Annotated in this window: 24 protein-coding genes; 14 read left to right on the top strand and 10 right to left on the bottom strand. The window is 64.0% G+C overall.

The features are described 5' to 3' along the window. Window positions 1-50: 50 nt before the first annotated feature. Entirely contained in the window at window positions 51-269 is a 219-nt protein-coding gene (locus tag JYG32_RS27495) for a glycine zipper 2TM domain-containing protein (RefSeq protein ID WP_249744666.1), read from the top strand. Between the two features lie 91 nt (window positions 270-360). Further along, window positions 361-1,542 (top strand): DesA family fatty acid desaturase, encoded by a 1,182-nt coding sequence (locus JYG32_RS27490; RefSeq protein ID WP_213265710.1) that lies wholly within the window; start codon window positions 361-363, stop codon window positions 1,540-1,542. A 64-nt stretch (window positions 1,543-1,606) separates the two neighbouring features. On the opposite strand, the gene JYG32_RS27485 is transcribed toward JYG32_RS27490, so the two are convergent. Together JYG32_RS27485 and JYG32_RS27480 are read right to left on the bottom strand one after the other, a co-directional pair. Beyond that, window positions 1,607-1,786 carry a hypothetical protein gene (locus JYG32_RS27485; protein WP_174379334.1) on the bottom strand — a complete coding sequence of 60 codons (180 nt, stop codon included), beginning with the start codon at window positions 1,784-1,786 and terminating at the stop codon, window positions 1,607-1,609. 67 nt (window positions 1,787-1,853) lie between these two features. After that, complete coding sequence (locus JYG32_RS27480) at window positions 1,854-2,126, bottom strand: hypothetical protein (RefSeq protein ID WP_213265709.1); 273 nt, start codon at window positions 2,124-2,126, stop codon at window positions 1,854-1,856. Between the two features lie 123 nt (window positions 2,127-2,249). Here JYG32_RS27480 and JYG32_RS39140 point away from each other — a divergent pair, with 123 nt between their 5' ends. Then, window positions 2,250-2,597 (top strand): hypothetical protein, encoded by a 348-nt coding sequence (locus tag JYG32_RS39140; RefSeq protein WP_249744665.1) that lies wholly within the window; start codon window positions 2,250-2,252, stop codon window positions 2,595-2,597. Between the two features lie 156 nt (window positions 2,598-2,753). On the opposite strand, the gene JYG32_RS27470 is transcribed toward JYG32_RS39140, so the two are convergent. After that, window positions 2,754-2,930, bottom strand: a complete 177-nt coding sequence (locus JYG32_RS27470; RefSeq protein ID WP_213265708.1) for a CsbD family protein — start codon at window positions 2,928-2,930, stop codon at window positions 2,754-2,756. 707 nt (window positions 2,931-3,637) lie between these two features. Between JYG32_RS27470 and JYG32_RS27465 the strand changes: the two genes are divergently transcribed. After that, window positions 3,638-3,784 carry a DUF3096 domain-containing protein gene (locus JYG32_RS27465; protein ID WP_213265707.1) on the top strand — a complete coding sequence of 49 codons (147 nt, stop codon included), beginning with the start codon at window positions 3,638-3,640 and terminating at the stop codon, window positions 3,782-3,784. A gap of 295 nt (window positions 3,785-4,079) precedes the next feature. Here JYG32_RS27465 and JYG32_RS27460 read toward each other — a convergent pair whose 3' ends face one another. Next, window positions 4,080-5,369 (bottom strand): cation:proton antiporter, encoded by a 1,290-nt coding sequence (locus JYG32_RS27460; protein WP_213265706.1) that lies wholly within the window; start codon window positions 5,367-5,369, stop codon window positions 4,080-4,082. Window positions 5,370-5,723: 354 nt separating this feature from the next. Between JYG32_RS27460 and JYG32_RS27455 the strand changes: the two genes are divergently transcribed. Continuing rightward, the gene (locus JYG32_RS27455; RefSeq protein ID WP_213265705.1) at window positions 5,724-5,942 is read left to right on the top strand and encodes a hypothetical protein; all 219 of its coding nucleotides are present in this window, start codon (window positions 5,724-5,726) and stop codon (window positions 5,940-5,942) included. A 183-nt stretch (window positions 5,943-6,125) separates the two neighbouring features. Here the strand turns inward: JYG32_RS27455 and tkt are convergent, their stop codons facing one another. Both tkt and JYG32_RS27445 read right to left on the bottom strand, forming a co-directional pair. After that, window positions 6,126-8,201, bottom strand: a complete 2,076-nt coding sequence (gene tkt, locus JYG32_RS27450) for a transketolase (RefSeq protein ID WP_213265704.1) — start codon at window positions 8,199-8,201, stop codon at window positions 6,126-6,128. An 80-nt stretch (window positions 8,202-8,281) separates the two neighbouring features. Beyond that, window positions 8,282-9,067 carry a PRC-barrel domain-containing protein gene (locus JYG32_RS27445; protein WP_174379344.1) on the bottom strand — a complete coding sequence of 262 codons (786 nt, stop codon included), beginning with the start codon at window positions 9,065-9,067 and terminating at the stop codon, window positions 8,282-8,284. Window positions 9,068-10,605: 1,538 nt separating this feature from the next. Between JYG32_RS27445 and JYG32_RS27440 the strand changes: the two genes are divergently transcribed. After that, window positions 10,606-11,031, top strand: coding sequence for a PRC-barrel domain-containing protein (locus JYG32_RS27440; RefSeq protein ID WP_174379345.1), 426 nt, complete (start codon window positions 10,606-10,608; stop codon window positions 11,029-11,031). A 113-nt stretch (window positions 11,032-11,144) separates the two neighbouring features. Here JYG32_RS27440 and JYG32_RS27435 read toward each other — a convergent pair whose 3' ends face one another. Together JYG32_RS27435 and JYG32_RS27430 are read right to left on the bottom strand one after the other, a co-directional pair. After that, window positions 11,145-11,864: a Crp/Fnr family transcriptional regulator gene (locus tag JYG32_RS27435; protein WP_174379356.1), complete on the bottom strand. Its 720-nt coding sequence runs from the start codon at window positions 11,862-11,864 to the stop codon at window positions 11,145-11,147. 268 nt (window positions 11,865-12,132) lie between these two features. Then, window positions 12,133-12,405: a glycosyltransferase gene (locus tag JYG32_RS27430; RefSeq protein WP_213265703.1), complete on the bottom strand. Its 273-nt coding sequence runs from the start codon at window positions 12,403-12,405 to the stop codon at window positions 12,133-12,135. 57 nt (window positions 12,406-12,462) lie between these two features. On the opposite strand from JYG32_RS27430, the gene JYG32_RS27425 reads away from it, so the two are divergent. Next, the gene (locus JYG32_RS27425; RefSeq protein ID WP_249744664.1) at window positions 12,463-12,789 is read left to right on the top strand and encodes a divalent metal cation transporter; all 327 of its coding nucleotides are present in this window, start codon (window positions 12,463-12,465) and stop codon (window positions 12,787-12,789) included. Between the two features lie 148 nt (window positions 12,790-12,937). Here JYG32_RS27425 and JYG32_RS27420 read toward each other — a convergent pair whose 3' ends face one another. Beyond that, complete coding sequence (locus JYG32_RS27420; protein WP_174379347.1) at window positions 12,938-13,549, bottom strand: TetR/AcrR family transcriptional regulator; 612 nt, start codon at window positions 13,547-13,549, stop codon at window positions 12,938-12,940. 177 nt (window positions 13,550-13,726) lie between these two features. Between JYG32_RS27420 and JYG32_RS27415 the strand changes: the two genes are divergently transcribed. The 4 genes from JYG32_RS27415 (at window position 13,727) to JYG32_RS27400 (ending at window position 16,519) form a co-directional block, all read left to right on the top strand. After that, window positions 13,727-13,900, top strand: a complete 174-nt coding sequence (locus JYG32_RS27415) for a hypothetical protein (RefSeq protein ID WP_213265702.1) — start codon at window positions 13,727-13,729, stop codon at window positions 13,898-13,900. A gap of 128 nt (window positions 13,901-14,028) precedes the next feature. Beyond that, window positions 14,029-14,616, top strand: coding sequence for a tetratricopeptide repeat protein (locus JYG32_RS27410; protein ID WP_213265701.1), 588 nt, complete (start codon window positions 14,029-14,031; stop codon window positions 14,614-14,616). A gap of 120 nt (window positions 14,617-14,736) precedes the next feature. After that, entirely contained in the window at window positions 14,737-15,564 is an 828-nt protein-coding gene (locus tag JYG32_RS27405) for a hypothetical protein (protein ID WP_213265700.1), read from the top strand. Window positions 15,565-15,754: 190 nt separating this feature from the next. Continuing rightward, complete coding sequence (locus JYG32_RS27400; protein WP_213265699.1) at window positions 15,755-16,519, top strand: hypothetical protein; 765 nt, start codon at window positions 15,755-15,757, stop codon at window positions 16,517-16,519. Window positions 16,520-16,739: 220 nt separating this feature from the next. On the opposite strand, the gene JYG32_RS27395 is transcribed toward JYG32_RS27400, so the two are convergent. Beyond that, window positions 16,740-19,073 (bottom strand): molybdopterin-dependent oxidoreductase, encoded by a 2,334-nt coding sequence (locus JYG32_RS27395; RefSeq protein WP_213267493.1) that lies wholly within the window; start codon window positions 19,071-19,073, stop codon window positions 16,740-16,742. Window positions 19,074-19,182: 109 nt separating this feature from the next. Between JYG32_RS27395 and JYG32_RS27390 the strand changes: the two genes are divergently transcribed. The 3 genes from JYG32_RS27390 (at window position 19,183) to JYG32_RS27380 (ending at window position 21,766) form a co-directional block, all read left to right on the top strand. After that, window positions 19,183-19,746 (top strand): TetR/AcrR family transcriptional regulator, encoded by a 564-nt coding sequence (locus JYG32_RS27390; RefSeq protein WP_213265698.1) that lies wholly within the window; start codon window positions 19,183-19,185, stop codon window positions 19,744-19,746. A 516-nt stretch (window positions 19,747-20,262) separates the two neighbouring features. Next, complete coding sequence (locus JYG32_RS27385; RefSeq protein WP_213265697.1) at window positions 20,263-21,147, top strand: metal-dependent hydrolase; 885 nt, start codon at window positions 20,263-20,265, stop codon at window positions 21,145-21,147. A gap of 121 nt (window positions 21,148-21,268) precedes the next feature. Continuing rightward, complete coding sequence (locus JYG32_RS27380) at window positions 21,269-21,766, top strand: DUF6632 domain-containing protein (protein ID WP_213265696.1); 498 nt, start codon at window positions 21,269-21,271, stop codon at window positions 21,764-21,766. Window positions 21,767-21,797: the final 31 nt, after the last annotated feature.

The following is a 21,797-nucleotide window of genomic DNA, read 5'->3' as shown; positions in this document are numbered from 1 at the left end:
CGTGCGTCGTGCCGGATCGGGCGGCGCAGCGGCAACCCGAGGAGATGATCATGAGAAAGCTACATTCCGCGGCAGTCGAGATGGCGATAGTCACCATGACGATTGCCGTGCTGGCGGGTTGCGGCGGTATGTCTCGCCGTGGAACGGATACCGTGATCGGGGCAGGTGTCGGCGGCGTCGCCGGCGCAGTCCTGACGGGCGGCAGTGCATTGGGCACGGTGGGCGGTGCGGCCGTCGGCGGGGTTGTCGGCAATCAGGTCGGGAAATAGGCCGGCCGGCTGAAGGGTAGGGAATCGGCACGCGTACTCGCCGACACGGCGAAGCGCGCGCGACATGAGACGGGTTTGGAGTGCGACCGGTATGTCGGCATTTCTCCTGAACGGCGAGCTGAGACTGTCCTGGTGGCAGCTTGCGTGCGTCGTGCTCGCGCTCACGCATGTCACCATCATCAGCGTGACGGTGTACCTGCACCGCTGTCAGGCTCACCGGGCGCTGGATCTGCACCCGGGCGTCAGTCACTTCTTCCGGTTCTGGCTGTGGTTGACGACCGGCATGCTGACCCTGCAGTGGGTCGCGGTGCATCGGAAGCATCACGCGAGAAGCGAGACCCCGGAAGATCCGCATAGCCCGCGAACCCGCGGCCTTGCGACCGTGCTGCTTCGCGGCGCGGAACTGTACCGGGCGGAAGTGCGGAACGAGGAAACGCTCCGCAGATATGGATCGGGTACGCCGGACGACTGGCTCGAACGCCACGTCTATGCTCGTTATCCGAATCTCGGCGTCGGGCTGCTGGCCGTGATCGACGTCGGGCTGTTCGGGCTGCCCGGCGTGTCGGCGTGGGCGATCCAGATGATGTGGATTCCGTTCTGGGCCGGCGGCGTGATCAATGGTTGCGGCCACTTCAGCGGTTATCGGAATTTCGCGACGCCCGATGCGAGCACCAACCTTTTCCCGCTGGGCATTCTGATTGGCGGGGAAGAGCTGCATAACAATCACCACGCATACGTGACGTCCGCCAGACTGTCGAACCGATGGTTCGAATTCGACATCGGCTGGCTGTACATCCGCCTGCTGGCGGCATTGAGACTGGCGACCGTTCGGCGAGTCGCAACGAAGCCGCACCTGCTCCCGAACAAGGCAGTGGTCGACGACGCGACGCTGCAAGCGATCATCCGCAACCGGCATGCGGTGATGGCCGCCTATGCGCGCATGCTCGAACCCGCCTGCCGGCGGGAGCTCCGCCGCATCAAGGACATGAGCCGCGACGACAAGCGCGCGTTCGCGCTCGGCATGAAACGCTGGCTGCGCCAGGACTGGGGCCATCGGGACAAGCCCGATCTGCGGGCACTGACGAGCCCCAATGCCCACCGGCGAATACGCATGTACGTGGACATGCATGACGCGTTGCTCGAGCTATGGACGTGGTCACACGCATCGCACGAGCAATTGCTGGTTCAGTTGCAGGATTGGTGCCGTTGCGCGGAGCAGAGCGGCATCAAGGCGATCGCCGATTTCTCGATGCACCTGCGCAGGTACGCGTGATCCCGGCACGCCCGCGACCCGCCATGCGGGACCGGCATGCCACAGTGCGCGGCGCAAGCACCGCTCATCTTGCCCGATTGTCGGGACGCGAATAACGCCACTTGCTCGCATTGGAATTGATGCCGGCATCCTGCCGGATGCGCTTTTCGGCGCGCTCGACGTCGGCACGGGCCAGATCATCCCGCTGCTTTTGCCGGGTCGCGTCATCGCGCCGATCAATCGAGGCGCCTGAGTAATATTTCATGGATCGCTCCTGAGTGAGGTGTGCTCGCGTCGCGAGACGCCGCGTCGAGTCGGATGCGGCGGACGGATCAGATCGCCGCAGGGGCGATCTTGCCATCCACGATGTCCTTGCCGAATTGCATCGCCAGGTCGAGTGCGAGCGCCGCCGTTTGCGGAGCGCCATGCTCGAAAATGGTCGAGTAACGCGGTGCCGTTGCCGAGGTCGCCGGAATCGTGTCGATGCGCACGATTGAAGCGAAACGCTTCGGGCCGGGGGCGTGGGGATCGCCGAACGGCGGGAAAAGCGTTTGTGAATAGACGCGGAGTTCACGTCCGTGATATTCGAGAGTGGGGATGGTCATGATGTGCTCCTGACAGAGCAACCGTTGGCGCCGAAGGATTCAAGGGAACCGATGCCTTGACGACAAACCGGCAGGTATCTTCAGTGTGCGCGCTTGACAATGGTTTCGCAATAAAAACATCGGATGCCGAAGCATATTTTCGATGCGGGTAAATCATCGGGTTGCAATACGACAGTCAACTGCGGTGTCGGAAGAACCCGCTTCAAAATAGTCGATACCGTACAGACCAACGCGTGTCGTCCGGTTCACGATGAACTCGATACCGAGGAGGCCGCCATGTGCATCCCACTTTCACCCGAGGTCGTCGAGACCCTCAAATCGCTTGATCGAATTCCCGATTCCCAAGCCGATATTCCACGCGCCATAGCCAATGAACTATTAACTAACGGGCTTGCATACGAGTCGCGCACCGGCGGCTCGATCAATATGACGGCCGCAGGCCGGCTGTGGCTGAATCGGTGCGCCGATTAGCTGGCGCGCACTGCGACGACACCCGACGCATCGAAGCATCGTGACGGTCGGCCGGGAAACAGATATCGCCGGATGCATACGTGCGTCATCGACACCGGCGAGTCCGCGGCACGTTGCTCGATCGCGCGGCGCTTCGGAACGGTTCGCGCGAATACCCTACGGCCGCTTCTTGAATTTCTCTTTCGCGTCGCCGAATGACGCTTGTGTCTTTCCGACGACTTGCTCGACCTTGCCCTTCACTCTGGTCATTCGATTTCCCATGACCTTGCCGACCACTTCCTTCAGTTTGCCTTGCGCTTCCGCGATGCGGCCTCTCACCTGATCCCTGTTCATGACATTGCTCCTTGACACTGGTCGCCTGTTTCACCGGTACGAAACCTGGACCATCGAAGCTTCGTATCGGGCGCTTTAGCGCGGGAAAATCAGGGCGCCCGAAGACACGCTGCGCGTCATCGTGATGGAAGTCGGTACGATGCCGTACGCGAATCGGCGCGAAGACGGGTTGTCCATATTGTCTTTTTTACACGCTTGGTACGCTTTCGTCCCGTATTCGCCTGTGTGCAGCATCAGGGATATCCACGAGCCATCCGGGGCGAATCATGCTGCGGCGAATATTTCTATGGGATGTGTGCCGGGATCGTTCCTGGCTATCGGCCTGACGACCGGCGCATCCGGCGCCCGTGGCCACCAGACCGGCAAACGTCACACCATTGATGCAGGCGTCGACGCCTTTACACGACCGCCAAAGGCTCGCGTGAACTCGCCGGCAAGGCACGCGATGTGCTGCTGATATTCCCGTCAGTCATCGCGGCCGGTCTCTTCGTCGGCAGTCGGTATGGTGAGGCTCGCTGCGCGTCGGCGGCAGTACCGTAGGGTATGACGGCACCAAGACCGGTTCGATCGGGTTAACGAACAAAACGGGTTGATGGCCGGCGTGACGCTCGAAGGCACGAAGGTCACCAGGCTCAAGTCGCTGTAACCAGCGGCGGAGGCAGGGCGGCTTTGTATCCGTGTGTTGTTTTCAATCTTGCGGAGGGCGTATGCACATGCTCACGAGCGCGGGCCCGCTGGTTTCGCTGATCGCCGGCATTCTGATCCTTGTGGTGCCCCGTCTGTTGAATTACATCGTTGCGATCTACCTGATCGTCATCGGGTTGCTCGGGCTGTTCGGAGGGCATATCCACTGAATCGAGACCACCCGCGAAAAAGCAGGTGACGAACATCGCAGGCGGCACCGGCAATCATCAGCCCGTTGACGTTGCCGTTGGCATGTCGAGCGCTTTTATGGCCCAAGCGGATTGCCGGGCTTGGTACCGGTTGCGTTGCTCGTCCTGATGCTGCCGGGCAGACCGTGACGCGGGACATCATCGACGCTGCAGGTTCATGGAAAGACCGCCGCCCGGCACCTCGAGTGCCGCGTGTGGCACCGCGCCGAACCGTGCGACCAAGGCACGCATCGCGCCACCGCACCCGCCTTGGATCTCACGCAAAGCGGCGCATGAGCGGCGCGGCTGAAATGCCGTGCAGCACGATCGACACGGCGACGATGGCCAGTACCCACGGCACCAGCGGCAACAATTCCGCGCGCGGCCCTTGCTCGAGGGCCAGCATCAGGTAATACAGCGAACCCACGCCGCGAATGCCGAACCAGCTGATCAACCGGCGCTGGTGGCGCGACGCGCGGGAGCCGATCAGCGCGAGCTGGATGGCGGCCGGCCGGATGACGAACAGCAGTGCCGCGACCACGGCCACGCCCGTCCAGGTCAGCATGTCGGCCCAATAGCGGGAGACGAGCGCGCCGATCAGCAGGATCAGCACGGCTTCGGCGATGTGTTCCAGTTCGGCCGTGAATCCCATGACAGATTCCGCGACGAAGGCATGGGCTTTGTCGGGATCGGTGGCGGTGGCCTCGACATCCTCGCTGTCCACGACGCCGATCGTTTCCTTCGACGTCTTCCGGCCGCTCGTTCGATGCTCGACGCGCCGCATCGCGACGCCCGCGGCGAACACGGCCAGGAACCCGTAGCCATGAATGGCGAGCGCCACGCCATACGACAGCATGATCAGGCCAAGCGCGAAGAGCCCTTCGAGCCCGAGTGCCTGTCCGTGACGGCTGCGCAGGAATGCGACGAGCCGGGCAGTGGCAAAGCCGAGCAGCCAGCCGGCGCCCACACCGGAGGCGATGCCCCATGCAACGGCGCCGACCATGCTCCAATGAAGCTCCGACGTCGTGCCGGAACCGCACAAAAGCAGGCCGAGCACCGCGCACGGGTAGGCCGTGCCGTCGTTGATCCCGCCTTCGCCGGACAACGAAAAACGCACCAGTTCGACGTCACCCGCGTCGCGCACGCCGACGTCATGAGCGAGCACGGGGTCCGTCGGCGCGATCATCGCGCCCAGCAGTACCGCGACGCCCAGACTCAAATGCAACACCAGCACGCCGAGTGCGGCGATCGACGCGACGGTGAAGATCATCGCGACGACGCCAAGCCGCAGCGGCAACATCCAGCGGGGATCGGCGGGCGGGACACGCAGCCTCAGGCCGATCGCGAACAGCGAGATCAGCAAGCCGATTTCGGCGGCGATACGCAATCGCGTGACGTCGTCCGGCAATGTCATCGACAGGAGGCCGGTGCCGGCCGGTCCGATCAGAAAGCCGATCCCGAGATACACCATGGCCGCGCTGAGCGGCAGGCGCTTGAGCGACGATCCGATGAGTCCCATGAAAATCAGCAGGGCGCCGAAGATGAGGCATCCGATCGTTTCGGTCACTTTGCATACCCCGCATGAGTAACGTCGCGCTCGCCGCGCTTCGGTTGCAGGTCGCCATGTGGCGTCGCGGAGGCTGTACGCGGCGCGCACCGGACGGGGCGTCGGTGCCCCGCACTCGTCGCACAGTATCGCGCCGATCGTCCCACGTTCGCAGCGAGCCGGTCCGGCGTCTGTCCGATGGCGGACAAAGGACCGGGCACGACCATTGCGATCGCAGCGACGCGTACCTGCGGCTGAAACGGTCGGGAACGCGTACCCGAAACGGCACGCATGCGATGTACGGTAGCGGGCAGAGTGGCGCTGTGCCTCGTCATAGACTGTTCGCCCGATCCTCACGACGACTGGAGCATTGCCATGGCCACCACCGCAATCGAGGGAGACCTGCGTTCACTTGAACGACTCATTGCACACGTCGCGCCCGGTGAGCCTGCGCCATGGGGACTCTGGCGAATTCGGCTGGAATCGATTCTGGAACACGGCCTTCTGACGCCCTCTGAACGCACGCATTTCGTCAGCATCATCGCCGTTATCGTCATGCTCGAGCGTCGAGCTGGCAAGCCGGCCGCGCATTGAGCACGGCCGGCCATCGGGTACCGAGGATCTGTACCGGATCGATGCGGAAAGCTTCAACGGGGAGGATCACGTGGCGCGCATCGTGTCCGATGCTCAGCGGATGGTCGACGCGGTGCTCGAAGCCGGTACGCGCCATGCCGGCGGCGGCCCGAACGCCAGATACGCGCACGGGCCGTCCACGGATCAGGCGAGCAGTTTCAGTGCGCGGTCGCAGACGTTCTCGACCGTGAAGCCGAAAGCGCGCATCAGCTCGGCGCCCGGCGCCGACGCGCCGAAACCCGCGATGCCGAGCACGTCGCCACGATCGCCGACATAGCGGTGCCAGCCTTGCGACACGCCCGCTTCGATCGCCAGCCGCGCGCCGACCGACTTCGGCAGCACGGCGTCCTGATACGGCTGGGGCTGAGCGTCGAACAATCGCCAGCAGGGCAGCGACACCACCCGAACCGCCACGCCGCGCGCGAGCAATTCGACTTGCGCCGCCAGCGCGAGCGCGACTTCCGAGCCCGTCGCGATCAGGATCAGCGTGGGGTGGCCATCGGGGGCATCGGCCAGGACGTAGCCGCCGCGCCGCAAGCCCTCGGCCGGCGCGAACCGGAGGCGATCGATGGTCGGCACGTCCTGGCGGGTCAGGACCAGCGCGGTCGGCCGCTCCCGCGCTTCGAGCGCCACACGCCACGCGACGGCCGTCTCGTTGGCATCGGCCGGTCGAATCACCAGCAGGCCCGGGACCGCGCGCAGGCCGGCCAGCTGCTCCATCGGCTGATGCGTCGCACCGTCCTCGCCGACGGCCAGGCTGTCGTGCGTGAACACATAGATCACCTGCAGGCGCATCAACGCGGCGAGCCGGATCGGCGGACGCATGTAGTCGGAAAAGATCAGGAAGGTCGCGCCGAACGGCAGGATGCCGCCGTGGGCCGCCAGGCCGTTCAGGATCGCGCCCATCGCATGCTCGCGCACGCCGAAATGCAGATTGCGGCCGCTGCGGCTCCAGCCGCCGCCGTCGGAACCTTGCCGGTCGAGCGCGTTCATGCCGGCGGCCTCGAAATCGCCGTGCCCGGTCAGCGCGGTGAAGGTGGAGGGATTCAGATCGGCGGAGCCGCCGACCAGCGAAGGGACGCGGGAGGCGAGGGCATTCAGCACCTGGCCGGAGGCAACCCGCGTCGCAATGCCTTTCGGATCGGCCGGAAAGACCGGGATATCGCGGTCCCACCTGTCGGGCAGCGTGCCGCGCACCGTGTTCAGCAGCGCTTCGGCCAGCTCGGGAAACGCGCGCGCATAGGCTGCGAACCGCGCGTTCCAGTGATCTTCTCGTGCTCGCCCCTCCGTCAGCGCGCGACGAAAATACGCGAGCGCCGGTGCGGGAATATGAAACGCGGGGTCGGGCGGCCAGCCGAGGTTGTGCTTGGTCAGGCGCACCTCGGCGTCGCCGAGCGGCGATCCGTGCGCCTGGTACGTGTCTTGCCGGTTGGGCGAGCCGTAGCCGAGATGCGTGCGCACGAGGATCAACGACGGACGCAGCTTCTCGGCACGTGCATTGACCAGCGCCGTGTCGATGGCGGCCAGATCGTTGCCGTCGTCGACCGTTTCGGTATGCCAGCCGTAGGCGTCGAACCGTCGCGCGCGATCTTCGGTGAAGGTGATCGCGGTGCCGGCGGACAGCGTGACCCGATTGTCGTCGTACAGGCAGATCAGCTTGCCGAGCCGGAGATGGCCGGCAAGCGAGGCCGCCTCCGCTGCGACGCCCTCCATCAGGTCGCCGTCGCTGACGAGTGCGTAGGTGTGGTGATCCACGATCTCGAAACCGGGGCGGTTGTAGCACGCGGCGAGTTGCGCTTCCGCCATCGCCATGCCGACGGCGTTGGCGAAGCCCTGGCCGAGCGGGCCGGTCGTCGCTTCGACACCCGGCGTAAGGCCGCGCTCCGGATGGCCGGGCGTGAGGCTGCCCGATTGCCGGAAGCGCCCGATCTGGTCGAGCGGCAGATCGTAGCCGGTGAGGTGAAGCAGGCTGTACAACAGCATCGAACCATGTCCGGCAGACAGGATGAAGCGATCGCGATCGAGCCACGCCGGATTGGCGGGGTGATGCTTGAGATGGCGCATCCATAACGCATAGGCCATCGGTGCGGCGCCGAGCGGCAAGCCTGGATGGCCGCTCGCCGCTTTCTGCACGGCATCGATCGACAGGAAGCGCAGCGTATTGATGCAGAGCGCATCGAGTGCCGAACCTTCGGTTGACGGGAAATCGGTTGAGGTCATGTAGCTGCTCCCTGGCGTCCGGTCACGCGATATCCCGCACGGGATCGGGTTGCGTTGGCGACCCATCGCGCGGGTCTGCGTTATCGGTCTCCGTTCCAGTAGCCGTGCTTGCCGTAGAACTCATGCAACTCGATCTCGTAGCTTCGATGAACGAGCTGCGAGTCGTCGTATGGAGGACTCCGGCGGATCGCATCGCGCGTGAGCGTGGCCGACACCGTTTCCGTGGACCAGTCCACCTGGTCGAGCCAGTGCGTCGCGATCAGCACTTCCTTGCCGGTCGACCACCAGCTCGACGTGTCGATCGCCAGATAGCGGATCACCCAGGCTTCATCGTCGTAAATGAAGTCGGACACGTGACCGATATGCCCGTCCGTGGCTTCGAGCCGATATCCGTCGACCTCGCCGGTGCTGCGCAGATGCGTATCCGCCGCTGCGCTTGCCGGCGCGGTGCGCGAGAAAAGCGGATCGCCCGCTTCAGGGTCCTGCGACGGCCCGGCGGGATCGAAAGCCGGGTACGCGCCCATCCCCCAAAGGTTGGGGCCGCCCCAGTAAGTCGGGTAGTTGTAGTAACGCAGGTACTCGATCTCGTGCTGGCGCGATACCGGCTTGTGCGTGTCCACGTTCGGGCTGTCTCTCACCTGCTGTTGAGTGAGGCTGACGTATAGCGTGCGGGTTTCGGGATCGGCATGCGTGACGGAATACGGCGAGACCAGCACCTGCCTGTCGTGCAGCCAGTCGCCCGTCTCGACGACGAGGTAGCGGATGCACCAGTTGTCATCGTCGAAGTAGGCCTGGTGGATGTGCCCAATATCGCCGTCCTTCGCTCGAACGGTGTCTCCGTGCAACCTTCGGATGCTTCGCAACATGATGTCCTCGCGAAAGCGATGCTCGGCACTTCAGTGATCCGGCCGACATGCCTGCCGTGCGGTGGCATCCAGCCGTTCGTCCGTCGATGCGGAGCGATTCCTGCCGATCGCGTCCCCTCGGATAGTCGGCATGTTTGAGACGCTACACGCGACGAATGGCCGATGCGGTACGAAACCGTACAAAGCACGCACGGGGGCGAGCGCGGAGGCGCTCCATCCGGCGGCGAGCCGTCCCTCGCGGCATGTCGCGAAACATCCTCTCGATCTTCGTCATCAGGATCACGAAGCGGTGAGGCATCGCCACGTCGATGGGCTGCCGGGCGAACGGGGCAGCCGGAATCGGTTCGTGCCTCAACGCAGCCGAAGCGGTATGAATAGCGCGATGCCCGGCGCCGGTGCCGGCGCGTAAAGCTGGAGGAAGACGGCTGCTCCGAGGGCGACTGTCGCCGCCAGAGAGGAGGCGCAGGCAATCTGTCGGGGGAAGGCGAGAAGAGCGAGTGTCACGGCGGATCCTGGTGAAAAATCGGGAAGGAGTCGACGTATGGCGACTCATCCGGTCGGCGGCGAATTCGGCCCGGTAGCGTAGCTATACGCGGGATGCGCGGGCTCAGTCTGTCCGATGCCGGACGGTTTGCCTGCGCACTTGTCGGCACTGCGACCGTGCTCGACATCCCGATGTCCGGCGTTATGCGCTGGATTCCGATCGTGCCCAGCGGAATTCTCGAATCGGGCCTATGCTGGCGTCGTGACCGGCGGCATTCCACGCTGACGGGTCGTCCGCACGCGGCGAGTCGAATCCGGGTCCGCCTGGTCCGGCAATCAGCTCCATGGAGGCTGCTATGCGCAACAGGTATCGAGAGCAGCATACGAACGGCGGCAAGAGCGAACGCAATGTCGACGAGGCGGTCGAGGGGACGTTCCCCGCCAGCGATCCTCCGTCGATAGGCGGTGTCACCAGGATGATTTCCAGCCCGGCCCATCGAAAGCATCACCGGAAGTCGTCGCACATCAAGCACCGTTAGCGCCGGTTGCGCGGCGCGGGTCGGCGCCTTGCGCAGACGGACGACGACGAAGACGAACGGAATGGCCCGATACGCGATGGCCTTGCCGCCCGCAAGTCAGGAATGCGTTTCCACCGGATCGATCGTCGCGTTAACGACGATGCCCCCGCACAAGGCATCGTGTGGAGCGAAGTCCGGTTCGCAATCGCGAATACGCTGTCGACGGTCGACAGCATTCGGACATGACGGATGACCGCGCTCTATGCGGTCTTCATCAAGCGGGTCCTGCCGTACCTGAGCGTCGGCTTCCAATGTGACCAAAATCCATCGAGTCGTCGCCGATATTCAGCGATATCGATGGAGTGGTGGTATCGGTCAGAGCGACGGCGGGCCGATATTCCCGGCGTGCCCAGGTACGGAACCGTACCGACTTCCGATGCCTGTGCGCGCAGCGTTTTCTCGTGCGTTGAGTGCCATTGTCATTGTCGAGACTGTGCACGAAATGGATATTCCCGGATCTTGTCCAAGGAGGACATCATGAGGATGCTCCACACCCCCAATCGATCTGGGGATGATAGCAACGGGGGCAGGCTTGTCGAACGCGACGCCGTCGATGAACCCGGTCATATGGTCAGGACCGCGGATGTCCTGAAGGGCAGCAAGATCATCGCGTCGGACGGCGAGGATATTGGCAATGTTTTCGACATCGTGCTCGATTTGCACCACGGCAGAATTGCCTATGCGGTTGCTTCCAGCGGAGGAGCGGGCGAGATGCTTTGCGCCATTCCGTGGAGTGCGATGAAATACGATATCGACGACAAATGTTTCCATCTGGATGTGACCGGCGCGCATGTCAAAGGCACCCCGGGCTTCGACGACGAGCATTGGCCGGTGATGACGCAATCGCAGTGGGGAATGTCGCTTCACCAGTACTACAACCGGACGCCGTACTGGGTAGCCTGAGGGTGGCTGATCCGTCGCGTCGATAGCGGCAAGGTGTCGATCCTCCGCTTCCACGCCTTCGCAGGCGTCAAGGGCATCTGCAGGGAAGGCCGGTCGATGCGGTGCAGTGGCGGCTAGAGTCGCTTCAGATCGGGAAGCAGGCGATCGAATTCGCGTTTGACCACGCTGTAGCATTCGCACACGCGCTTTTCGAGCGCCGGCCGGTCGAGCACCTCGATATGGCCGTAGTTGTAGCGGATGAGACCCGCATCCTGCAGCTTCAATGCCGCTTCCGTCACGCCCGACCTGCGCACGCCCAGCATGTTGGCGATCAGCTCCTGCGTCATGCGCAACTGGTTCGAGGGCAGGCGGTCGAGGCTGAGCAGCAGCCAGCGACACAATTGCTGATCGATCGAGTGATGCCGGTTGCACACCGCGGTCTGGGCCATCTGCGTGATGAGCGCCTGGGTATAGCGCAACAACAGGCGCTGCATCGCGTTGCCGCGCCGGAATTCTTCCTTCAGGATGCTCGCGTCGAGCCGGTAGGCCTGCCCCGCGCTTTGCACGACGGCTCGACTCGGCGTCGTTTCGCCTCCCATGAACAGCGACACACCGATCATGCCTTCATGGCCGACGATCGCGATTTCAGCGGACGAGCCGTCCTCCATCACATAAAGCAGGGAAACGATCGACGTGGTCGGAAAATAGACGTGATGAAGCTGGCCGCCCGACTCGTACAGCACTTTTCCCAACGGCATCTCGACGAGCGTCAGGTGTGCGGCGAGGTGGGCGCACTCGTTTTCCGGCAGCGCGGCAAGCAGGTGATTTTCGGTAATGGGCGGGTTGTCCTGCATGCGTGGCTCCTGCGCTCGCGCGCGGCTGACGATGGACAATCCGGCCGATGTGGGCGCAGCGGGGATCGGCGGGAGGGGCCAACCATCATATCTTACCGATCCGACGGCCGGACGGGAGGGTGGCGGCAAGGTGCCTCTTTTCTCGATGAGTTCGGGATGACCGTTCGAATGCGAATCTACCTTCAAAAATTATAGTGTCGGCACATGTCCCATCAAGGTACGCGCAATCGCGCGCGCTCGATATGGGACCGATATGTCACGGAACAAGTTACGGGAAATATCGGTCGCCAGGCCTCCATGGCGTCGACCGTGCAGCTGTGTGCCGTTCGTTGTCCGGTTGCGCCATCGCTCCGGCGCTGAAGCGGCGTTCGAACCGAGCGCGGGTTTCCGTGCGTGACAACTCATCGAGACGTTGCAGCACACCTGCGGCACGCTGCACGTCTTCGCTGACATGACCGGTGATGCCGTGGTCAATCGCTTCGGGTACCAAGCCGCGATTGAACGCCATCACCGGGGTACCGCACGACATCGCCTCGGTCATGACATCGCACGAGAAGAGGGCGCTGCTCCGGACAGATACGACCGGGGAACGCCAGGTATGCCGATGCTGGCCGGCATGCTCCGGTGGAAAAACAGCCTCGCGTTTGAGCTGCAACTGGCGAAACGGTTTTACGCGATCATCGTGGTCGCGACCGTCGTGGGCCTCGCGCTCGATTTCACGTCGATCGACCCGATCAAGGCGCTGTGCTGGAGCGCAGTCATCAATGGCGTCACGTCGGTACCGATCATGGTGCTGATGATGCCGATGGCGTCGAACCCAAAGGTCATGGGCACCTTCGTCACACCCGTGCTGCTGCGGTGGGTGGGGTGGCTTTCAACCGGTGTGATGGCCGCCGCCGTGATCGCGATGTTCGTTTTCATCTGAGAACCGGCTCTGATCGGCATACGGTCGAGTGGGGTGCCGATCCTGTATTTTGCAGACCCGCAACGTACGCTTTCCACCTTGCCCGGTCGCACCTGCCTCGAGCGAAACAACGTAGAGAAGCAAGTTGTCTACCTGTCAGGACAACCCGTCACACGTGTTGCGTATGGGCGTCCGCATGTTTCGCATGCCCGGTGTCGCCACGTATTTCCTGTTCCAGAAGCGATTTCGCAGCTTGCCACGCCCGCCCCGCAGACGCCGAATCGTTGAACGCTCTCGCTTCTACTGTCGCGCCGTCCAGCAGCATCATATAAACGGCCGCCAGCCGTTTTGCCGTTTCGGGCGAAACGAGATCCGCGAGCAGTTCGGCGATCCATTCGACCATCTTGCGGCGATAGCGGATCGCGACATCCGAGATGGGCGCATACGCCGTTCCGAATTCGGCCAATGCACGCTCGAACAGGCAACCGGCGAATGCCGGCGTATTGAACCATGCTTCGTACCAGTCGAAGATCGTCTTGACCCGCTCGACCGGATCGGCAACGTGCTGCAGTTGCGCGTCGATGCTGCCTACGATCAGGTCGTAACGCTGGACCAGCACTTCCCGGATCAGTTCGTCCTTGCTCGGAAAATGCCGATATAGCGTCATTCGGGCGACGCGAGAATCGTCGATGATCCAGTCGACACCGACTGGATGAAAACCGTGCTTCGAGAACAGTTCGGTGGCTTTGTCTACCACCAACTGGCGTTTGCTGGCTCTCACGAACGGTTCCCTCCTTGATTCTTCCGACTGCGTAGATCCACGATTTTAGCATCGTACCGCTCGGTCACATCCGGTCTCGCCACCGGCCTCCCGGACTTGGCGGGCCAGCCCATGATGCGCATTCGCAAGTTGTCTTGACTATGATATAGACCGATATGTATCATTTGAAAAAAGAAAATGACGATCGATGATGCGTGCTTTAAAAAACCAGGAACGTCAGCCATCGATTCGCCGCTCGACGGTGCCGCAGCGGGCACAGTGGCGGAATTGAAAGAATGCCGGGGCGGCGCCCAGTGCCTCTTGCCGGCTTATGACGATGCAGTGGTAACGCAAGACGAAAAGAGAACCTGAGAGAGCCTTGGGCTACGTATCGGCGCTGGCGGATGGTATTCGCCGCGCCGCGCGCAAACCGGTGCGCACTCGTGGGGCGGGATCGCGCGAAGCAGTCGGCGCGAATAAAACTTGAGGAAAGCACCAAAATGTACCGCCGTTTATTCGCACCGGGGCTGTTGTTGCTGTTGGCCGCGTGCGCGCAGGATCCGTATGCCACCAGCAACACGGTGCGGATCTGCGACGACACCGGCTGTTCCGATCGCCCTAAAGATCAGGTCTCCTACCAAAAAAAGGACGATGCGGAAGATCGCGAAGACCCGCGCATCGTCGCGCTGAAGCAAGCCGCGAAGACCCAGCCGAAGGCCGCCTACGACCTCGGCCTGCGTTATTTCCGCGGCGACGGCGTGCGCCAGGACAGCTACCAGGCACTCAAGTGGATGCGCGACGCCGCCGAGCGCGGCGACCTGCACGCGCAGAAGGCGCTCGGCAGTTTCTACCTGTTCGGCCTCGAGGAAATGGGCTCCGATCCGCGCGAAGCGGACAAGTGGCTGTCGATCGCGGCCGGCCGCGGCGACAAGGAATCGAAGCAGCTGCTCGAGCTCGCGCGCAAGGCCAAAAAGGAAGACGAAGAAGACTGGAAATGGCGCACGCAATGGCGTGACGTCTATTACGGCTACTGGTACTCGGGCTATCCGTACTACGGCGTCTGGAATCAGACGTACTGGTACTACTGACCGGGCCGGAAGCAACGGCAGCGGCAGCGGGGAGACCACCATCGCGCGCCACGCCGGGGGGCTTATCGAAGTTCGCACGAACACATAAGCCGAACAACGACTCTATCGATCGATAACGACATGAAGACCATCCTTTCCCATCGTCTTACCCAAGGTGCGCTGGTCGCAGCGCTTGGCGCGTCCGTCGCGGGCTGCGGCGGCATGGTGACGCCCGGCGGCCAGAACGCCGGCGTGACGGGCGCCGCGGCAGGCGGCGCGAGCGCCGGCGCCGATTCGGGGCTGCAGCGCTGCGCGTCGCCGCTCGGCACGATCGCCGTGGACGACGGCCGCAATGCCGACTGGTGGGGCCCGTTCGGCAGCGCGACCAAGATGACGACCATCGACCCGCTGCTGCGGCTGGCGGTCCAGCAGTCGAACTGCTTCGTGATCACGTCGATCGGCAACCAGAAGAGCGACGCGCGCCTGTCGCGCATCACGCAACTGCAGCGCGGCTCGGGCGAATACCGCGCGGGCTCGAAGCAGCAGAAGGGCCAGCGTGTCGCGGCCGACTACTACATGGAACCGCAGATCGTCATCAACGATTCGCCGATCGGTGGCATCGGCAGCATGATCGGCGGGCTGATCGGCAACAGCGCGGTGGCGGCGGTGGCCGGGCATCTGCAGACGAAGGCATCGGTCGTGACGCTGACGCTGTTCGACGTGCGTTCGGCCGTGCAGATCGCGGCGTCGGAAGGCAGCTCGACGGCGACCAACTACGGCGCGGCGCTGGGCGGTTTCGGCGGCGGCGTGGGCGGTGCGCTTGCCGGTTTCTCGTCGACGCCGGAAGGCAAGGCGACGGTCGTCGCATTCATCGACGCGTTCAACAAGATGGTCGTCGCACTGCGCAGCTACAAGGCGCAGGACGTCAAGGGCGGCCTCGGTCGCGGTGGCCAGTTGCAGGTCAACTGATCGCGGCCCGCGCGGCGGGCCCTCTCCCTGCCATTCCGGCATGCGCATCGCACGGGATGGCGCGCGCGATGGCCGCGTCGTCGCAGCGTGCGATGAGCGGACCGGCGCAACGACAAGCGCTTTCCGAGGGCATTTCTGTCAACCGGCTTGAGAGGAATAAATGAACAAGAAACAAATCGTCGGGTTCCCGATGGCGGCACTGGTGAGTGTGGTGCTGGCCGCCTGTGGCGGAGACGATGCGCCGGCTCCGGGTACCCAGGGCACTGCGAGCGGGAATGCCGGCGCGACGCCGACCCCGGGTGCGCCGAGCGGTAGCTCCGGCACGACCGGGACCTCGAACCTCGGGTGCGATCCGATTTACCAGCCTGGCGATACCGTGAATCTGCGCCTGTATTCTCAAACGACGCAGCAAAGCCCGGCTGTCGACAACGGCGTGTACACGCGGACCTATGCGCCGGCGACGTTCCAGGGCGTCGCGCTGACCCAGCAGGCCGAAACGACGGCCGGCTCACCCATCCAGACCAATCACTACTATCTCGTCGGCAACGGCGTGCGCACGAATTACGGCGGCGAAGTCTACAGCTCGGGAACCCTCGTGCTGCGGGACGTGAACTCGCCGCCGTATGTCGAAGCGATCGGGCTATCGGGAAGCGAAACGGTCAATTACGTGGATACGCCGGTCATTCCGTCGAGCGGGGCACAAACATCGATCTCGATACAGCGCGCCTATGTCGCACGCGAAACGGTCAGCCTCAAGAACGGCAAGGTCTTCGCGAATGCGTGCCACTATCACACCACGGAGACGTTCTCCAATTCGACGACAGCGAGCACGACGATCGCGGATGATTGGTTGGCGCCGGGCGTCGGCATGGTCAAGTCGGTCGCCGCTATAGGTGGCGCCCGGATCCTGACGCGCGAACTGGAGTCGGCCACCGTTGCCGGCAAGTCGTACTGAACGCACCGACAGACGTGCCGGCGGGCGACGATGGCGGGCCAGGTCCGGCGATCCGTTCCGCGGCGCCCCGTGTCATGAGGCCGTAGACCATTCGGCGAGCCGAGCGGGGCGATCGGAAACGAATGCGGCGACACGCGTCGACAGTCGCTCGGCGTGGCGAATGCGTGACGCTCGCGCCACCGCCGCGCTCGTCCATCGCCGCGCGCGGCGGCCCCCGCGATCAAGCCGGCTCGGCTTCGGCAGTCGCCGGCGTGGCGACCTGCGTATCGATGACGCGCAAATGCACGGGTACGTACTTGTGATATGGCGTGCGCGACAGCGGATCGCAATGCGCGCCCGACGTCAGGCGATTGAGATCGGGCCCGATCGGCGGTCCGTCCTTGTAGCGCATGCCATAGCCGTGCGGCAGCGTGACCATGCCGCGCCGCACGCTGTCGTCGATCTCGGCGACGACTTCGATGCTGCCCGTCGCGGACGCGCACAGGAGCTTGCCGCCGTCCGCGACGCCGAGCGCGTCCGCATCGTCAGGATGAATTCGCAGCGAGCCGTGCGGATCGACCTTGCGCCACGCCGGATCGCGATAGATCTGGTTCGCGTTGTACGCGCGCCGCTCGCCCGCCATCAGCACGAACGGATAGTCGGCGCCGGGCGGCGTTTCGGTCTCGAGCGCGCGCAACTCGTCGATCATCTCGGGAATGTGCAGATGCACGCGGCCGTCAGGATGGCGAATGAAGCGCCACATTTCGTCGAACTCGTGAATGCTCATCAACGTCCCCGAGCGCCGCTCGAGAATCGCGCGAAAGAGCGCGGTGCCGAGCGTCGCGCGATTGCCGCGAAATCCCGCGCGGCGCACGGCCGCATGGTGCCGTTGCGCATACAGCATCGTGAGCGGCAGCAGGGGCGCGGTCGCCGCCGCGCCGTCGGGCAGCGCGTGGCCGAGCGTTCGATAAACGATCGACGCCGCGTGACGCTGCCACTTCTTGTTCGCCGTGAGTGCGATGCCGAGCGCGCCGATGTAGGCGAGATGTTTCGACGCGCGCGGCTCGAGCCGCGCGACGCGCTCGAGGACGGGAAAACGGCGCGGCAGCTCGCCCATCTTCTCGAGCAGCCGCGTGTAGATCTCCGGCTCGGGCAGCGATTCGCCGAGCGGCTGCAATAGCGGATGACGCAGGTGGAACGCGTTCGCGGGAAACTCGAGGTTGAAGCCCGTCGCTTCCCACTTCTCGAATTGAGACGCGGCGGGCAGCACGTAATGCGCGAGGCGTGCGGTCTCGGTCATCGCGACGTCGATCACGACGAGCAACGCCAGCTTGCCGAACGCGCGCTCGTACGCGTTCGAGTCGGCATACGTGACGACCGGATTCGCACTGTCGACGAATACCGCGCGCACGCGGCGCTCGCCCGCAAGCTCGATCTCGTCGGGCAGGATGTTCGGCGGATAGATGCCCGCGATCGGAAACATCCCGTGATGCGCGGTCCGCTTGAGCGGCTTGCCGTTCCTGGTCGCACGCTCGTCGGTATGGCCGATGACGGGCAACAGGAACGAATGCAGGTTGTTGCCGCCGCGCTTGCCGAAGTTGCCGGTCAACAGAAACAGCAGCTTCTCGAGATAGCCGTTGAGCGTCGTGTGCAGCGTGTGCTGGATGCCGAGATCGATGCGCAGGCATGCGGCGCGCGCGGTCGCAAATCCGTGTGTGACGCGTTCGATGTCGCCGAGCGGCACATCCGCCCGGCGTGCGTATTCGGCGATCGGCACGTCGCGCAGCGCGCGCTCGACGTCCTCGAAACCCGTGCAGTGCCGTGCAATGAACTCGCGATCGATCAGCCCGTCGCGCAGGATGATCGCGAGCATCGCACTCATCAGATACGCGTCCGCGCCGGGCCTGACCTGCAGATGCAGATCGGCGAGCTTCGCCGTCTCCGAGCGCCGCGGATCGACGACGACCAGCGTGCGATGCGGATCCTTCTTCAGATCGCGCAGCGTGTCGCGCGCGTTCGGGATGCCGTGCGCCTGGTACGGATTCGCGCCGATGACGAGCACGTAGTCCGCGTGCTCGATATCCTCGGTCGTGTGGCAGTCCTGACGACCGAAGAACCGGCCGTTGAGCCAGAAATCACCGGTCTTCTCCTGGCCGAGCGAGTTGTACGCATAACGGCTTCGCATCGCTGCGAGCAACTGCCGGCTGTATGCGCCGCCGAGGTGATTCCCCTGGCCGCCGCCGCCAACGAACGCGAACGCGTCGCCGCCGTGACGCTCGCGCAACGCGACGAGGCGCTGTGCGATGTCGTCGAGCGCCTCGTCCCAGGTCACGCGCACGAAGCTGCCGTCGGGCTCGCGACGCAACGGATGCGTCAGGCGGTCGTCGTGATGCTGGTAGTACGCGAGGCGCGCGGCCTTCTGGCACAGGTAGCCTTTCGAAACCGGATGATCGTCGTCGCCACGGATTTTCGCGAACTTGCCGTCCACGACGTCGACGACAAGACCGCAATTGCGCGAGCACAAGATGCACGCGGTTTTTTCGACTGCCATCGCACGCTCCATCTGCCAGCGTATTCGCCGGATCGGGGAAGGATGAATATGGAATAACGATCGTTACGGTAACGAACGTTATTTTATACTTCCATGGGTGTCAATCGAACAAAGCCTCGAAATCGGAACGGACATGCGTTACTTACCGAAACACAAGGAGGCGAGCCGTGCACGCCTCGTCGAGGCGGGCGCCGCGCTTGCCAAGCAGAGCGGCTTCGCGAACACCGGCATGGACGCGCTCACCGCGGCGGCCGGCGTGACGACGGGCGCGTTCTATTCGCAATTCCGCTCGAAGCCGGAATTCCTGCACGCGATCGTCGAGCACGAGATGTCGAAGGTGCTCGCGACGGTCGAGAACCGCTCGAAGGACGACCTCGTCGCCGCGTTGCGAAGTTATCTGAGCACCATGCACGCCGATCATCCGGAACTCGGCTGTCCGGTGCCCGCGCTCGGCGCGGAAATCGCGCGCGCCGACGTCGCGACCCGCCAGATGTTCGAAGACCTGATCAAACGCTTTCAGACGTCGCTCGCGAACGTGCTGCGCGACGACGAAGCGGCATGGACGCTCGGATGCGCGGCGATCGGCGCGGTGCTCGTCGCGCGCGCGATGGCGACGCCCGAGCAGCGCAGCGAAGTGCTGCGCTCGGTGCTCGCCTATACGATGCGATCGTTCGACGGCGACGCGCCGAAGAAGTAACGACGGGCGCACGTGGCCGTCGGCGCAACTGCCTGCCGACCCGATGCCGGATAGCGCCCGAAACGCCTGATCGACAAGCTCGCGGTCGGCACAAACCGGCCAGGTGCTGCCGCTCGACGCATGGCCGCGCTCGACCGCCCGAAGCCCGGTCGCTTCAGCTCCGCGCGGCCGTGCCCGTCGCGCCCGCCGCGCGCGGCTAGCTTGCCGGCCCGCCTCTGGCCACGGCGTCGGCCTGTCGACCCTCTTCCGTCACGACGCCCCTCTGCTCCCGCTGCGCGGAACACGAACGATCCTGCGTCAGGACCGGCCGCCCGTCGGCTCAATCAATACATTGAACACTGACTCAGTTGACAAAGGTCAAGTGGCGACGTAGTGTTCGTTGCATAACGATCGTTATTGAAAGGCGCCGCCGGGATTCCGCAAACGGGACCAGGACGGTCCGACCGTCCGTGTCCGCCCGCGATGCGTCAACTCGATGCGGACGCGCTATCGATTCGCAAGATATGGAGAGACCCGATGGCCGCTATTGTCCGCCGCGACGTCCGCTTCGCGCTTCCGCCCGATCGCATCGGCGATTGGCACGTGAACGGCGTGGTCAACACGCATTACTTCAACGCGCTGTCGCTGATGTTCCCGGCAGGCGAGCGCTTTTTCATCGATTCGGTCCGTCACTATCGAGATAGAATTCAGGATCCCGAACTGTTGAAGCAGGTCCAGGGTTTCATCGGGCAGGAGGCGATGCACAGCCGCGAACACGTCGAGTTCAACGACGTCGCCGAAGCAGCGGGCTATCCGGCTCACCGGCTCGACCGGGGCTTCTGGAGGTTCACGGGCCTGATGCGGAAAGTGTTGCCGCCGCCGCTTCGGCTCGCGCAGACGATCGCCTTCGAGCACTATACGGCGATCATGACCGACATGCTGCTCAGCAACTTTGAACATTTCCACGACTCGGTCGACGCGTACGCGAACATGTGGCTTTGGCACTCGATGGAAGAGACCGAGCACAAGGCGGTCGCGTTCGACGTATGGAACGCAGTGATGAAGCCGGGGCCGATGCGCTATCTGATGCGCGTCGGCTCGATGGTGCTGACGAGCGCCGTGTTCTGGGGCACGAACTTCTATTTCCACATGGCGTTCATGAACGCACACCGACGCATGCACGGCAAGGTCACCGGCAAGTGGGCGTTCCTGAGATTCTTTGCGAAGGGCGTCGTGAATCTGACGCCGCAAACGCTCGCCTACTTCAAGCCCGGCTTCCATCCATGGGATCACGACAATCGCAAGCACTTCGCGGCGCTCGACCAGTTGCTCGCGAACATCGACGCGAGCAACGCGCGATATGCGGCGAATGCGGCGCCGCGGCGCATTCCGCTGCACCCTGCGACGGCGCAAGCAAGCTGAACGCAGCGCGATCGCCGACGTGCGATGCGACCGGCGATCGCTGCGCTTTTCTCCGGCACGGGTGCCGCGGCCTCGCGTCGATACCCTCGGCTCATCCGGTCCCATACAAACGGTGTCTTCCATGTCTTCGACTTCGACAAAGCGGCGTGACTGGCCGCAAGCTTCGCCGTGGCTATCGCTGATCACGCGCCTGCTCGGCGTGTCGTTCCTGCTGTTCTTCGGCACGGCGATCGTCACGATCCTGCTGGGCATCGACCACCAGATCGCGGGCAGTCCCGTCGGTCTTCTGATCTTGCGTCTCGTGCGCTGGGGAGGCGTGCACGGCGGCGCCGAGCACTACGAATTGATGATCTCGGTCATCTACGTCGTGTGGGGCGTCTTCCTGTGGAGGGCCGCCAACGATCCGTTCAAGCACACGCTGTTTCTCGACTTCACGGTCGCGGCGAACGTCGCGCATTTCGGCCTGATGGCCTTGCAGGGACTGATGATGCCGGGTGAGCACATCCATCTGGTGGGCGACGTCGCGCTCGGCTGGTTCGCGCTCGTGCTGTTTGCCGCCACGTGGATTTCGGCCCGGAGCAAGGCGGCGAGACTGCGGACCTCGAGTTCCGGACGCTAGCCGGGCACCGCGCGCATACGCACAAGAGACT

The organism is Burkholderia pyrrocinia (genome assembly GCF_018417535.1).
Classification (GTDB): domain Bacteria; phylum Pseudomonadota; class Gammaproteobacteria; order Burkholderiales; family Burkholderiaceae; genus Burkholderia; species Burkholderia pyrrocinia_E.
The sequence above is the reverse complement of the archived record's forward strand: the minus strand, read 5'-3'. Positions and strand labels throughout refer to the sequence as shown.